The sequence below is a fragment of the Nocardioides luteus genome, from assembly GCF_015752315.1.
In the GTDB taxonomy this organism is placed as follows: domain Bacteria; phylum Actinomycetota; class Actinomycetes; order Propionibacteriales; family Nocardioidaceae; genus Nocardioides.
Map to the genome: position 1 here is coordinate 269,717 of NZ_JADOVJ010000001.1, position 12,750 is coordinate 282,466.

A 12,750-nucleotide genomic window follows, 5' to 3' on the forward strand; every position below is an offset into this window, starting at 1 on the left:
AGGAGGACGTACGCCGACGGGGCGGGGCGTCATTCGGACGCAGGCTCCGTGGCGGCGTCCTGCGGCGGGTCCGGGACGTAGAGCAGGTATTCGTCGAGCATCCGGCGAGTGGTGAAGAAGCCCTCGGAGTAGAGCTCGATCATCGGCAGGTAGGTGGTGGCCAGGAAGCCGCGCACCAGGCCGCTGATGTCGCTCGGGTCCTCGGGCGGGTTGAGGGTGATCTCCAGCATGAGCGTGCCGAGTGCGGAGAGGACGAGGTAGCGGGCACGGGCCGCCTCGTCCCGGCTGGGCTTGACCAAGCCGGCCTCGATGCCGTGCTTGGTGTAGCCGACGGCGTCCTCGATCATCTGCTCGATGAAGGTGCGCCCGACGGGCCCGCCGTCCTGCAGCGAGCGCAGCACGTAGCCGAGCATCGGTGCGTACTCGTCCGCGGCGGCGAACCGGTGCAGGATGCTCTGGCCCGAGGCGAGCTCGTCGATCGTCTCGTTCTTCGCCCCCCGGATCTCGGCCAGCACCGCCTCGTCGCACTCGGCGTGGAGCTCGTCCTTGGAGCCGAAGTGGTGGATCACCAGCGCGGGGCTGACCCCGGCGTCGGTGGCGATCGAGCGGACCGAGGCGCCGAAGCCGTCACGGGCGAACCGCAGCACCGCCGCGTCGCGGATTCGCTCGCGGGTGGTCGGATCGGCAGGGGCTGAACGCATGTTCAATGCTAAACACGTGTTCAGTCGGAGCGCAAGAGAAAACCCTGCGTTCCAGTGGACGCAGGGTTTTTCAGTCGCCTACGGCGCCTCAGCCGGCGTAGCGAGCTGCCCGGGCCGTCGGTTCGCCCGGGCCGGAGGCGAGCAGCGCGAGCAGCTCGTCCTCCAGGACGGCGCCGACGCGGCGGCAGAACGTCTCCGGCTCGTCGGCGGCGTCGGGGGACTCTGCGACGATCCGGTCGACGACCCCGATCTGCTGCAGGTCGACGGCCAGCACCCGCTGAGCCTCGGCCATCTCGGCCGCGTGGTCGGAGTCGCCGTGCACGATCGCGCTCGCGCCCTCGGGCGGGAGCGGGGAGAGCCAGGCGTGCTGCGCCGCGACCACCCGATCGGCTGGGAGGAAGGCGAGCGCGCCGCCGCCGTTGCCCTCGCCCAGCATCAGGCTGAGCGTCGGGGTCTCGACGTTGACGAGCGCTCCCAACGTACGCGCGATCTCGCCGGCGATGCCGCCGTTCTCGGCCTCGGGGGAGAGAGCGGCGCCGGGGGTGTCGATGACGGTGACGACCGGGAGCCCGAGGCCGGCGGCGAGCTTCATCCCGCGCTGGGCCTCGCGCAGCCCCTCCGGTCCGAGCGGCTGGTGGGCCTGCTCGCGCCGGTCCTGCGCCAGCACCAGGCACGGCGCCGACCCGAAGCGCGCGAGCGCGATGATCAGACCGGGATCGCGCTCGCCCTGCCCGGTGCCGTTGAGAGGTACGACGTCCGAAGCCGCGATCCGGAGCAGCGCCCGTGCCCCCGGTCGGTCCGTACGCCGCGACCGCATGATCGCGTCCCAGGTGTCGACCGCCGAGAAGTCGCCCCCGTCGGCCGAGGCGTCACTCCGGTCGGTCGAAGCGGCACCCGGCGACCTTTCGGCCGACGCGAGCGACGTCTCGCCCGACGCCGCTGACTTCTCGGGCCGGAGGTCGAGGATGGTGAGCACTCGGTCGACGAGCCCGGCGAGCTCGTCGGGAGGTACGACGCCGTCGACGAGGCCGTGCGCGAAGAGGTTCTCCGAGACCTGGACGCCGGCCGGGAACGGGCGGCCGTTGAGCACCTCGTAGACCTTCGGCCCCAGGAAGCCGAGGAGTGCGGCGGGCTCGGCGACGGTGACGTGGCCCAGCGATCCCCAGGAGGCCATCACGCCGCCGGTGGTGGGGTGGCGCAGGTAGACGAGGTAGGGGAGACCGGCTGCCTTGTGGCGGGTGACCGCCTCGGCGATACGCACCATCTGCACGAACGCGGGCGTGCCCTCCTGCATCCGGGTGCCACCCGAGGCCGGCCCGGCGAGCAGCGACAGCCCCTCGCGGGTGGCCCGCTCCACGGCCGCGATCAGCCGCTCGGCCGACGCGCGCCCGATCGAGCCGGCGAGGAAGCGGAACTCGGAGAGCACCACGGCCACCCGGCGTCCGGCGATCCGGGCCTCGCCGGTGACCACCGACTCATCCGTGCCCGCGCGCTCGCGCGCGCGAGCCAGGTCGGCGGCGTACGCCTCGGGGAGATCGCCGTACGTCGGCGGAGTGTCCCAGGACGTCCATGTCCCGGCATCGAGGACGAGATCGATCAGCTCGGCAGAGGTCAGGCCCATATCGGGACCATACCCCGAGTTGGCTCATTGGCTGAGCCTCTGTCCAGCTATGGATACATCGGGCCAATAGTCGACAAAGCCAATTAACATTCATGAGTACATCTCATGAAGGAGTCCGGAATGACCGCCCCACACGCCCCCGAGTTCCTCTGGTACCTCCCCAACTTCGTCGAGACCGGCCACCGCGGCGACACCGCCTCGGCGGAGGAGGGCTACGGCACCCTCGACTACCAGGTCGGTCTGGCCGAGGCGGTCGAGGAAGCAGGCTGGGCCGGCGCCCTGCTCGGCACCAGCTGGGGGAGGCCCGACACCTTCACGGTCGCGACCGCCCTGGCCGCGCGGACCACGACCTTCGAGCCGCTCATCGCGATCCGGCCGGGCTACTGGCGACCCGCCAACTTCGCCACCGCGGCCGCGACCCTCGACCAGCTCAGCCGCGGCCGGGTGCGGGTCAACATCGTCTCCGGGCAGGACGACCTCGCGGCCTACGGCGACCGTGAGGACTCCCGTGCCGCCCGCTACGCGCGGACCAAGGAGTTCATGCGGTTGGTGCGGCGGCTGTGGACCGAGGAGGACGTCGCCTTCGAGGGCGACCACTTCCAGGTCGCGGGCTCGACGATCACCCCGCGCCCGTACGCCACCATGGCCCGCCCGCACCCGAGGCTCTACTTCGGCGGCGCCTCCCCGGAGGCCGAGGCGGTGGCCGCGACCGAGGCGGACGTACAGCTCTTCTGGGGTGAGCCGCTGGACGGCATCGCCGAGCGGGTCGAGCGCCTGCGCGGGCTGGAGCAGTCGCTGGGCCGTGACCTGGCGCCGCTCGAGTTCGGGCTCAGGATCACCACGCTGATCCGCGACACCCGCGAGGAGGCCTGGCGCGACGCCGAGGAGAAGGTGCGCCGGATGGCCGAGAACGTCGGTGACCGCGAGTTCCGGCGCGCGGGCCGGTCGGCGGTCGGGCAGAGCCGGCTCCTCGACCTCGCCGACCGCGGTGACGTGCTCGACGACTGCCTCTACACCGCCCCGGGGCGCTACGGCGGTGGCGGCGCCGGCACCACCTGGCTCGTCGGCTCCGCGGACGACGTCGCCGCCGCGCTCGCTCGCTATCGGGAGCTCGGCGTGACCCACTTCGTCCTCTCGGACACGCCCTACCGGACCGAGGTCGCCCGGGTCGGCGAGGCGCTGATCCCGAGGCTCCGAGATGCGAGCCGGGTCGCGCTAACGGCCCCAAACGGCGTACGTCGGGCGTAGTTAACCGGAAAGACACGCTCCTGACCTGCGAAAACCGTTGGTAGGTGGAGGGTGTTCGCTCTATCCTGGTATCACCCGGTGTCACCACCGGGCAAAACACACCTGACCTTTGAAGGGCCCACGCATGAGCACGCAGCACTCGACCACCGCCCCGGCGGCCTGGTCGCTGACCGCTGCGCACGAGCGCGACCCTCATGCCCGCGGGAGCCGACAGTGACCTGGGTGCATAGCTGCACCGGATCACTCCGGGCCGCTCCTGCGAGACATCTCTGTCTCGTCGGGGCGGCCCTTTTTGTTTCGGCCCAGCGTTTCCACCCGATCTGCAAGCGATCTCTATCCGACTCTCCTGGGAGGTAACCGAGTATGACCACGACCATGGGCGCCGTGACCCTGTATAACGCCTCCTTCGAGCCGCTCGGGAGGGTCTCTTTCAAGCACGCCGTGCGGATGCTGTTCCGTGAGGTGGCGGTGGTTCACGAGCAGCAGGGCGACAAGATGATCGGGCCGCATCCATGGCCCAAGGCGGTGCGGCTGGTCCGCTACATCGCCATGCACTGGATGTACCGCCCGGCCGGCTACTCCCGCGAGGGAGTGCTCAAGCGCGACCAGCATCGTTGCGCCTATTGTGGCGGCCATGCCCGCACCATCGACCACCTGCTGCCACAGTCACGCGGCGGGAGATGGACGTGGATGAACACCGTGGCGGCATGCGGCAGGTGCAACGGCCGCAAGGGCAATCGCACCCCCGAGGAGGCCCACATGGTTCTTCGGATCCAGCCCTACATCCCGACCCGTGCGCAGCTCGCGGCCATCGTCTGACGACGATGTGCCGTTTTCTGCCCGCGGGCTGGGCAATTTCGACGTGTCGACTTGACGCATCATTAATAAGTACGATGGACTAACAAACATGTCCAAGGCGAGACGACGTACGTTGCGGCCGATCGGAAAATTGCTGCAGGAGGATGCGCGGCGCCATCACCGTTCTCTGGTGCTCCAGCACCTGTTCGCGGTGGGTCCCGCAAGCCGTGCCGACCTGGCTCGGGCCTCCGGTCTGACCCGCGCGACGGTCTCCGATCTGGTCGGCAGCCTGCTCGAGGACGGGCTGGTCGAGGAGCTCGGGGCGCCGGTCGAGAGCCGGGTCGGGAAGCCGCCGATGCTGGTCGGGCTCGCCGCCGACTCCACGCACATCGTGGCCGTCGACGTCTCCGGCGACGACCAGGTCGCCGGAGCCGTGCTCAACCTGACCGGCGACGTCATCCGCCACACCACCAGGTGTCGCGAGGGGCGCACCGGAAGCGACGCGGTCCGTCTGGTGAAGGAGCTGGTCACCGAGCTGATCGCGAGCACCGACCGGCCCATCCTGGGCATCGGGATCGGCAGCCCCGGTGTCGTCTCGGCCGACGGCACCGTCATCGCCGCACCCAACCTCGGCTGGACCGATGTCGCCCTGGCCGAGCAGGTGCGCCGCGAGACCGGCCGGCCGACGTACGTCGCCAACGACGCCAACACGGCAGTGCTGGGGGAGTACACCTTCGGGCAGTCCGGCGACGGCGGCCTGATGCTCGTCCGGGTCGGCACCGGTGTGGGTGCGGGGCTCGTGCTCGAGGGGGCGCTGCTCCACGGCTTCGTCGACGCGGCCGGTGAGGTCGGGCACGTGACCGTCGACCCCGACGGCCCGCTGTGCGCGTGCGGCCGCACCGGCTGCCTGGAGACCTTCCTGGCGGTGCCGCGCCTGCGGGAACGTCTGGAAACGGCCCACGACGATGCGCTCGTGGAAGCCGGAGAACACCTTGGAAAGGCATTGGCGCCTGTGGTCGGAACGCTCAACCTTCACGAGCTGGTCCTCTCCGGACCGGCCGATCTTCTCGACGGGACGCTGCGCGAGACCGCCGACCGGATCATCCGCGAGCGGACGATGCCGGTCAGCGGCGAGCCGCTGGAGTTCCGTACCTCGACGCTCGGCGAGGACGTCGTCATCGTCGGCGCCGCCGTGCTCGTCCTCGCCGGTGAGCTGGGGGTGTCGTGATGCCTGAGCTCCCCCTCGAGACGCTGGCGGTGCGCGTCCAGGTGCCGGCCTTCGCCGGGCCGACGCTGCCTGCCGACTACGCCGAGCTGCTCCGCGACGGACTGGGCGGGATCTGCCTGTTCGGCACCAACACCGCGGCCGGCGAGGAGTCCGTACGCAGCCTCGCGGCCGAGATCCGGTCCGCCTCCGCCGAGGGTGGCTGGACCCCGGTGATCACCATCGACGAGGAAGGCGGCGACGTCACCCGGCTGGAGGCGCTGACCGGGTCCTCGGTGCTCGGCGCCGCGGCCCTCGGCGCGGCCGACGACCTGGCGCTGACCGAGGAGACCGGCCGCGACATCGGGATGCGGCTGGCCAGGGCTGGCATCAACCTCGATCTCGCTCCCGTCGCCGACGTGAACTCCAACCCCGACAACCCGGTGATCGCGACCCGGTCGTTCTCCCGCGACGCCGGCGTCGCGGCCAAGCACGTGGCGGCGTGGGTGAAGGGCCTGGAGTCGACCGGGGTCGCCGCGTGCGTCAAGCACTTCCCCGGCCACGGCGACACCGGGCAGGACAGCCACGTCGACCTTCCCGTCCTCGACGCCACGATGGAGACCCTGCGTGAGCGTGAGCTGGTCCCGTTCCTGGCGGCCGCCGAGGCCGGAGCGGCCTCGGTGATGACCTCCCACATCATGGTTCCGGCGCTGGACCCGGAGCTTCCCGGCACGCTCTCGGCGCCGGTGCTGGGGCTGCTGCGCGAGCTCGGCTACGAGGGACTGATCGTCTCCGACGCCCTCGACATGGCCGGTGCCTCGGAGCCCCGCGGGATCCCAGCGGCGGCCGTGCTCTCGCTCGAGGCCGGCGCCGACCTGCTCCTCCTCGGCCCCGAGAAGCCCACCTCGCTCGTGCACGAGACGACCGCCGCGATCGTGGCCGCGGTCGAGTCCGGCGACCTCCCGCTGGCGCGGCTCCAGGACGCGGTCGCGCGCATCGACCGGCTGCTCACCGATCTCGCCACGGCGCAGCAGCGGCCCGACGGCGCGCTCGATCCGCGGTTCGAGGAACGCTCGGTCGAGGGTGCCCGGCGGGCGCTCGCCGCGGCCAGCGACCTCACCGCGCTCCCGGACCTGACCGGTGCCCGGGTGGTGACGGTCGACACCGAGGCCAACATCGCCGTCGGCGATGTGCCGTGGGGACTGCCCCCGGACGTCATCGTCCGGCCCGGCGAACCGCTCCCGGACCTCCCCGACGCACCCCTCATCGTGCAGGTACGTGACGCCCACCGGCGTCCCGAGGTCGGCCGGACCGTCGCCGAGCTCCGGGGTGCGGCGGTGCTGGTGGAGTGGGGGTGGCCCGGGGCGTACGACGATCCGGGGGTGCCACGACTGTGCCCGCAGGGTTACTCGCTGCCCGGTGTGGCGGCCGTGACCGAGGTCCTTCGACGAGCGGGCTGGAACCCGACGACCGGCTCAGGACACCGCCGGTGAACGGCGCACGGGTCGGCCTCGACATCGGAGGCACCAAGATCCACGGCATCGCGATCGGCCCGGACGGGGCGGTGCTGGCCGAGGACCGCGCCGCCACCACGCTCGGCGCCGAGGGCGTCGTGAAGAGCGCGGCCTCGGTGGTCGCGAGCCTGCGTGAAGCGCTCGACGGCGGCGAGATCAGCTCGATCGGGGTCGGCATCCCGGGCATCGTCGACACCCGCGCGGGCACCGTGAAGCATGCGGTCAACCTGGGTCTGGACGGCGACGCCTTCCCGCTCGCGGCGCTCCTCGGCGAGCGGACGGGAGCGGTCGTCACGCTCGAGAACGACACCAATGCGGCCACCCTCGGCGCGCACGCCGTCGAGGACGTCGACGACCTGGTCTACCTCTCGCTCGGCACCGGCCTGGCCGCCGGTCTCTACCTCAGCGGCGCGCTCCGCCGCGGCTTCCACGGGGCCGCCGGCGAGGTCGGACACCTTCCGGTCGACCCGGAGGGCCCGGTGTGCGGGTGCGGGCAGCGCGGCTGCCTCGAGCTGGTCGCCTCGGGTGCCGCGCTCGCGGCCGCCTGGCCGACGGCCTCCGGGCACCCCGCCGCGGCGCTCTTCGCGGCAGCGGCCGCGGGTGACCCGGCAGCCGTCGAGGTCCGGGACCGGTTCGCCAACGGCGTCGCCGCCGCCGTACGCGCCCTCGCCCTCGCCGTCGACCCCGAACGCGTCGTCATCGGCGGAGGCGTCGCGTCCGTCGGCGAGCCGCTGCGGGAGGCGGTCGCGGTCGCGCTCACCCGGCAGGCCGAGAGCTCACCGTTCCTCGCCTCCCTCGAGCTCGCCTCGCGCCTGCGGGTGGTCTCGGCCGCCCCCGTCGCCGCCATCGGCGCCGCTCTGATCACCCCGATCACCCCGGCGATCACGTCGACGATCACCCCGACGATCACCCCGACGAAGGACTGACATGGAAGTAGTTGTCCTCGACTCCGCCGCCGAGGTGGCCTCCCTCGCCGCGGACACCATCGAAGACGTCGTACGCCGCCGGGCGGCCGCCGGCACTCCCGCAGTGCTCGGCCTGGCCACCGGCTCGACGCCGCTGGCGACGTACGAGGAGCTCATCCGGCGTGCCCGGTCAGGGAAGGGGCCGTCCTACGAGGGCGTGCAGACGTTCAACCTGGACGAGTACGTCGGCCTGCCCGACGGCCACGAGCAGTCCTATCTGGCGACCATCCGGCGGGAGTTCACCGACGCGATCGGCATCCCGCCCGACCGGGTGCACGGCCCCGACCCGACCGAGGAGACGCTGCCGACGGCGGGGGAGCGCTACGAGGCGGCGATCGTGGCGGCGGGCGGGATCGAGGTGCAGATCCTCGGCATCGGCTCCGACGGCCACCTGGCCTTCAACGAGCCCGGCTCGTCGCTGGCCTCGCTGACCCGGATCAAGACGCTCACGGCCCGGACGCGGAAGGACAACGCGCGCTTCTTCGGCTCGCCCGACGCGGTGCCGCACCACGTGCTCACCCAGGGGCTCGGCACCATCACCCGAGCCGGTCACCTGCTGCTCCTGGCCACCGGTGAGGGCAAGGCCGAGGCGGTCGCCGCCGCGGTCGAGGGCCCGGTCTCGGCGACCTGCCCGGCCTCGGTCCTCCAGCTCCACGGCCACGTCTCCGTCCTCCTGGACGAGGCCGCCGCCTCCCGCCTCGTACGCCGCGACTACTACCGCGAGGTCTACGCCGGGAAGCCGGACTGGCAGGGGCTCTGAAGCCGGCTCAGTGGTGCGTCGGCTATTTGCTGACGCACGCCTGGGCGGCGCCCTGGGAGACGTTGCCGTTCTCGCCGAGGGAGCGGACCTGGATGCAGACCTTGGTGGCCCCGTCGAGGCGTACGACCGCCTTGGGGCGGCTCACGCTGCCGCTGGTGGAGTTGTCGCCGACCCACTTGTAGCCGGTCGCCCCGGGGACACCGGACCAGGTGAAGACGGCGCGGTTGCCCTCGAGGGTGCCCTTGACCTTGCCGGGGGCGGCGGGGCCGGTGACACCGGGAAGGTCGGTCTCGACGGGCGGGGGCGGGACCTCGTCGGGCTTCTCGTCCTCGCCGCCGCGGGAGAGCATGATGCCGATGACGGCGGCGATGAGGAAGAGGACGACGACACCGATGATCGCGGGCGTCTTGCTACGGGTCTCGGTCGGACGTGCGCCGGTGAGGACGGAGGGCCCCTCCTCCGCACGTGGATAGCTGAACCGGGTGCGTTCGGCGGAGGCCGAGCCCGGATCCGCCACCGGTGCCGACGCCAGGGACGCCGGGGGCTGGGTGATCGGTGCCTGCGCGATGACCTGGGAGGGCGGCTTGAGCTCGGTGGCCTTCTCCAGCTCCGGGTCGGCAGGCGGGGACGGGAGGTGGGCTCGGCCGGAGCCTGTCGTCGGCCCCTCGCCGCGGGAGGCCGGCACCATCGGGACGACCGGGATCGACCCGGTGCCGCCGGCGTCGCGGTCGAGGACCTGCACCTCGGTGCGGCCCAGCCGGAGCTCCTGCTCGATCCGCTGGAAGTGGCGGGCCAGGTCGAGGGCGGTCCGCGGCCGGTAGGCCGGGTCCTTCGCCATCGCCTGCTGCAGCACCCGGTCCAGCGACGGAGGTACGTCGGGCCGGCCAGTGGCCGGGGGAGGGGTGTGCAGGATGCGGGAGAAGACGGCGCGGTCGGAGTTGTTGCCCCGCTCCGCGAACGGCGAGCGCCCGACGAGCAGGTGCCAGACGGTCGCGGCCAGCGAGTAGACGTCGGAGGCGACCGAGCCGTTGGACGCCGAGGTGAGCACCTCGGGCGGCGACCACGGCAGCGAGACCCCGATGTCGCCCTCGTCGTCGCGCGGACGCCCGGCGATACCGAAGTCGGCCAGGCCCGGAACGTCGTAGCGGGAGAGCAGGATGTTGGACGGCTTGATGTCGCGGTGGATGATCCCGGCGCGGTGGGCGGTCTCGACGGCCGACGCCATCTGGATCCCGAAGCGCAGCGCGTCCTGCACCTTCATCGGGTTGTTGCGTACGCGGGCACCGAGGTCGGCGTTGGGGTAGTAGCCCATCACCAGGTAGGGGCGGCCGTCCGGCGTCTCGCCGGCGCTGTGCACCGGCACGATGAAGGGGTGCTCCGCCAGCTCGGCCATGACCGCCGCCTCCGCGGCGAACTGCGCCCGCTGCGCCTCGGCGAGGTCGGACGAGCGCATCAGCTTCACCGCGACCCGGACCTTCGGGTGGTGGCGCTCGTAGAGATAGACGTCGGCGAAGCCGCCCGAGCCGAGCCGGCCCAGGCAGGTCATCCCCGGGAGCTCAGGACCGAGCTCGGGGTGTGGTGTCTGCGTCACCCGAGAACCTCATAGGTCAGGTTGATCGAACCGGCGAGGCTGACCACGGCGCCGGGCTCCAGCGCGTACTCCTCCATCGGCCGCATCTGCTGAGGACGCCCGCCGGGCAGGGTCAGGTAGGACCCGTTGGCGGAGCCGAGGTCGCGTACGAGGACCTGCCACTCCTCCAGCCGCACCTCCGTGTGCAGCCGGCTGATGTCGGGCAGCATCACCTTCACCAGATGCGGAGGTACGCCACCAGCCCCCGTGTTGCCGCCGGCATCAGCGCGCGGCGACCGCCCGAAGATCGCACCCCGGTCCAGGACGACGACCCGGCCGTCGCCCAGCTTGAGCTGGCCCAGCGCGGGGCGCGGGACCGAGACCGGCTGCTGGTGCGGAGGGAGCGTCATCCGGCAGATCCGGCAGGTCGGGGAGTAGGGCGGTGACGCGTGGCCCTGCGGGCAGTAGACCGCCCACACCGTCGGTCCGCCCGCGGGCGGCACCGGGGTCGGCGTCGCGACGTCGCGGACCCGGGTGGCCATGTCGGCGGGCGGGATCGGCGCAGGAGCGGGCGCCGGCGCAGGCATCGGCGGCGGAGGCGCCACAGGCGGCCTCGAGGGCGGCATCGCGGGTGGCGGTGAGGCCTGCCGGTCCGGCGGACCCCACGCGTTCGGGTCGGGCTTCTTGGCACCCTTCTTGCGCCACGGAAGCCCGTCGATGATGCCCTTCTTCGACTCGGACGCAGGCTGGGAGGGCGCCACGGGCGGCGGCGGGACCTGGGCCGGGGGAGGGCTCTGGAACGACGGGACGCCCGGCATCGCCGACGGGGGCGCCGCGGGCGGCGGAGCGGCAGCCAGGTCCGAGCGCCGGATGGTGTGGTCCAGCGGCGGCGCCATGCTCGAGTCGACCTGCTGCTGCACCTGGACGTAGTAGTCGGGGTCGAAGACGACGTCGAGCGAGCGGGCGTGGGCGGTGTCGACCAGCGGCTGGTCCTCCTCCATCCCGCCCCAGGCGCCGTTGGCGAGCTCGGCTCGCTCCGGAACGGCGGCGAAGTGGCCGTCGGCCCACTTGCCGACGACGTCGATGCCGTCGATGAAGACCGGCACCTCGTTGACGACGGCGGTCACCTTGGCTGGCGAGCGCACGGCGTAGCGCACCCGCGGACCCTCGCGCCCGACCAGGGCGAAGCCTGGGGCTCGCGGCCCGTCGGCGGAGAGCAGTCCGGCGATCGCGTCGACCGGGTGGGGGTCGGTCAGTGCGGCCTGCACGCCGGCGACCCGGGGGTCACCCGGCCCGAGCTGGACCAGCGCCCAGCACCGGTCGCCCCTCAACGCCAGCCAGTGCCCAGCACAGTAGGTGGCGGTGTCACTCATGATGCGCCGAGACGTCCGCTTCAGATCGGGTGGAGGCCGACGTCGACACGTCGGTGTCCGCAGGGGCGGCGAAGAGCGAGGGCGGGGGTGTCACGAGTACCACGGTGACATTGTCGCGCCCACCCGAAGCGACCGCGGCGTCCACCAGCCTTTGAGCCAGGTTGTCGATGCTTCCGCCCACTCCGAGGGTCCGCGACACGATCTCGTGGATCTCGTGGTCCTCGAGCTCGCCGGTGAGGCCGTCGGAGCAGAGCAGGAACATGTCGTCGGGCGCGACGGCCATCAGCCAGGTGTCCGGCTCGGGCCCCGGGCGGGTGCCGAGCGACCGGGTGATGACGTTGCGCAGCGGGTGGACGCGAGCTTCGGCGGCGGTGATCATCCCGGCCTCGACCATGACCGCGACCTCCGAGTGGTCGATGGTGACCTGGGTGACGCCCGCGGGCGAGAGCCGGTAGACACGAGAGTCGCCGACGTTGAAGACCAGCCAGTGGGGCGCGCCCTCGGACTCGACCAGCGCGACCCCGGTCAGGGTCGTGCCCATGCCCTGCTTGTCGGAGTTGCGTGCCGCCTCCGAGGTGATCGCGGAGTTGGCGGCGTGCACGGCGTCGACGATGTCCTCGGGAACCGGGCAGATGGTCGCGAAGCGGCTCTGGAACGTCTCCACCGCGAGCGCGCTGGCGACGTCGCCACTGGCATGACCGCCCATCCCGTCGGCGACGACAGCCACCGCGGGCAGCATGACGAACGAGTCCTCGTTCACTTCGCGGACCCGGCCGACATCAGTCGCCCCCGCGGCACGCAGGGCTGGGTATGCGGTCATGCGGTTTCCTTTTATCGGACATCCCGGTCAGGATGGGAAATAGTGACGCTGGAAGCGGACACTTTAGAACATCACGTACGGTATCCGTGAGCGTGTTCACTGAGCCGTGTGCCACGTTTGGCTCATTCGTGTGGCTTCAATCCCGACGCCCGCTTAGAGTAAGCCCGGCCCATGTG

At 71.9% G+C, this 12,750-nt stretch carries 11 protein-coding genes; 6 read left to right on the forward strand and 5 right to left on the reverse strand.

Translation table 11 applies throughout. The annotated features are described in order from the left end of the window. Positions 1-29: 29 nt before the first annotated feature. Both HD557_RS01275 and HD557_RS01280 read right to left on the reverse strand, forming a co-directional pair. The gene (locus HD557_RS01275; protein WP_196872549.1) at positions 30-701 is read right to left on the reverse strand and encodes a TetR/AcrR family transcriptional regulator; all 672 of its coding nucleotides are present in this window, start codon (positions 699-701) and stop codon (positions 30-32) included. An 88-nt stretch (positions 702-789) separates the two neighbouring features. Further along, positions 790-2,322 (reverse strand): carboxyl transferase domain-containing protein, encoded by a 1,533-nt coding sequence (locus tag HD557_RS01280; protein ID WP_196872550.1) that lies wholly within the window; start codon positions 2,320-2,322, stop codon positions 790-792. A 120-nt stretch (positions 2,323-2,442) separates the two neighbouring features. Here HD557_RS01280 and HD557_RS01285 point away from each other — a divergent pair, with 120 nt between their 5' ends. From HD557_RS01285 to nagB, 6 genes are all read left to right on the forward strand, one after another. Further along, positions 2,443-3,570, forward strand: a complete 1,128-nt coding sequence (locus HD557_RS01285; RefSeq protein WP_231380133.1) for an LLM class flavin-dependent oxidoreductase — start codon at positions 2,443-2,445, stop codon at positions 3,568-3,570. Between the two features lie 363 nt (positions 3,571-3,933). Continuing rightward, positions 3,934-4,389 (forward strand): HNH endonuclease, encoded by a 456-nt coding sequence (locus HD557_RS01290; RefSeq protein ID WP_231380134.1) that lies wholly within the window; start codon positions 3,934-3,936, stop codon positions 4,387-4,389. A gap of 88 nt (positions 4,390-4,477) precedes the next feature. Continuing rightward, a complete protein-coding gene (locus HD557_RS01295) occupies positions 4,478-5,596 on the forward strand; it encodes an ROK family transcriptional regulator (RefSeq protein ID WP_008354598.1) in 1,119 nt (372 codons plus the stop codon). Continuing rightward, the gene (locus HD557_RS01300; RefSeq protein WP_196872552.1) at positions 5,596-7,065 is read left to right on the forward strand and encodes a glycoside hydrolase family 3 N-terminal domain-containing protein; all 1,470 of its coding nucleotides are present in this window, start codon (positions 5,596-5,598) and stop codon (positions 7,063-7,065) included. The genes HD557_RS01295 and HD557_RS01300 overlap by 1 nt, the downstream gene beginning before the upstream one ends. Then, on the forward strand, positions 7,062-8,012 hold the full coding sequence (locus tag HD557_RS01305; protein ID WP_196872553.1) for an ROK family protein: 951 nt from the start codon (positions 7,062-7,064) through the stop codon (positions 8,010-8,012). Before HD557_RS01300 ends, HD557_RS01305 begins: the two co-directional genes overlap by 4 nt. A gap of 1 nt (position 8,013) precedes the next feature. After that, the gene (gene nagB / locus HD557_RS01310; RefSeq protein ID WP_196872554.1) at positions 8,014-8,811 is read left to right on the forward strand and encodes a glucosamine-6-phosphate deaminase; all 798 of its coding nucleotides are present in this window, start codon (positions 8,014-8,016) and stop codon (positions 8,809-8,811) included. A gap of 22 nt (positions 8,812-8,833) precedes the next feature. Here nagB and HD557_RS01315 read toward each other — a convergent pair whose 3' ends face one another. Genes HD557_RS01315 through HD557_RS01325 form a run of 3 tightly spaced genes read right to left on the reverse strand, consistent with a single transcriptional unit; the run spans position 8,834 to position 12,574 of the window. Continuing rightward, on the reverse strand, positions 8,834-10,402 hold the full coding sequence (locus HD557_RS01315; protein WP_196872555.1) for a serine/threonine-protein kinase: 1,569 nt from the start codon (positions 10,400-10,402) through the stop codon (positions 8,834-8,836). After that, entirely contained in the window at positions 10,399-11,754 is a 1,356-nt protein-coding gene (locus HD557_RS01320; RefSeq protein WP_196872556.1) for an FHA domain-containing protein, read from the reverse strand. Before HD557_RS01320 ends, HD557_RS01315 begins: the two co-directional genes overlap by 4 nt. After that, positions 11,747-12,574 carry a PP2C family protein-serine/threonine phosphatase gene (locus HD557_RS01325; RefSeq protein ID WP_008354585.1) on the reverse strand — a complete coding sequence of 276 codons (828 nt, stop codon included), beginning with the start codon at positions 12,572-12,574 and terminating at the stop codon, positions 11,747-11,749. Before HD557_RS01325 ends, HD557_RS01320 begins: the two co-directional genes overlap by 8 nt. Positions 12,575-12,750: the final 176 nt, after the last annotated feature.

Excerpts from the sequence above, each read along its gene's own strand:
- HD557_RS01300 (WP_196872552.1), top strand. The coding sequence starts at position 5,596 with ATGCCTGAGCTCCCCCTCGAGACGCTGGCGGTGCGCGTCCAGGTGCCG.
- HD557_RS01275 (WP_196872549.1), bottom strand. The coding sequence starts at position 701 with ATGCGTTCAGCCCCTGCCGATCCGACCACCCGCGAGCGAATCCGCGAC.
- HD557_RS01295 (WP_008354598.1), top strand. The coding sequence starts at position 4,478 with ATGTCCAAGGCGAGACGACGTACGTTGCGGCCGATCGGAAAATTGCTG.
- HD557_RS01280 (WP_196872550.1), bottom strand. The coding sequence starts at position 2,322 with ATGGGCCTGACCTCTGCCGAGCTGATCGATCTCGTCCTCGATGCCGGG.
- nagB (WP_196872554.1), top strand. The coding sequence starts at position 8,014 with ATGGAAGTAGTTGTCCTCGACTCCGCCGCCGAGGTGGCCTCCCTCGCC.
- HD557_RS01325 (WP_008354585.1), bottom strand. The coding sequence starts at position 12,574 with ATGACCGCATACCCAGCCCTGCGTGCCGCGGGGGCGACTGATGTCGGC.
- HD557_RS01290 (WP_231380134.1), top strand. The coding sequence starts at position 3,934 with ATGACCACGACCATGGGCGCCGTGACCCTGTATAACGCCTCCTTCGAG.
- HD557_RS01320 (WP_196872556.1), bottom strand. The coding sequence starts at position 11,754 with ATGAGTGACACCGCCACCTACTGTGCTGGGCACTGGCTGGCGTTGAGG.
- HD557_RS01285 (WP_231380133.1), top strand. The coding sequence starts at position 2,443 with ATGACCGCCCCACACGCCCCCGAGTTCCTCTGGTACCTCCCCAACTTC.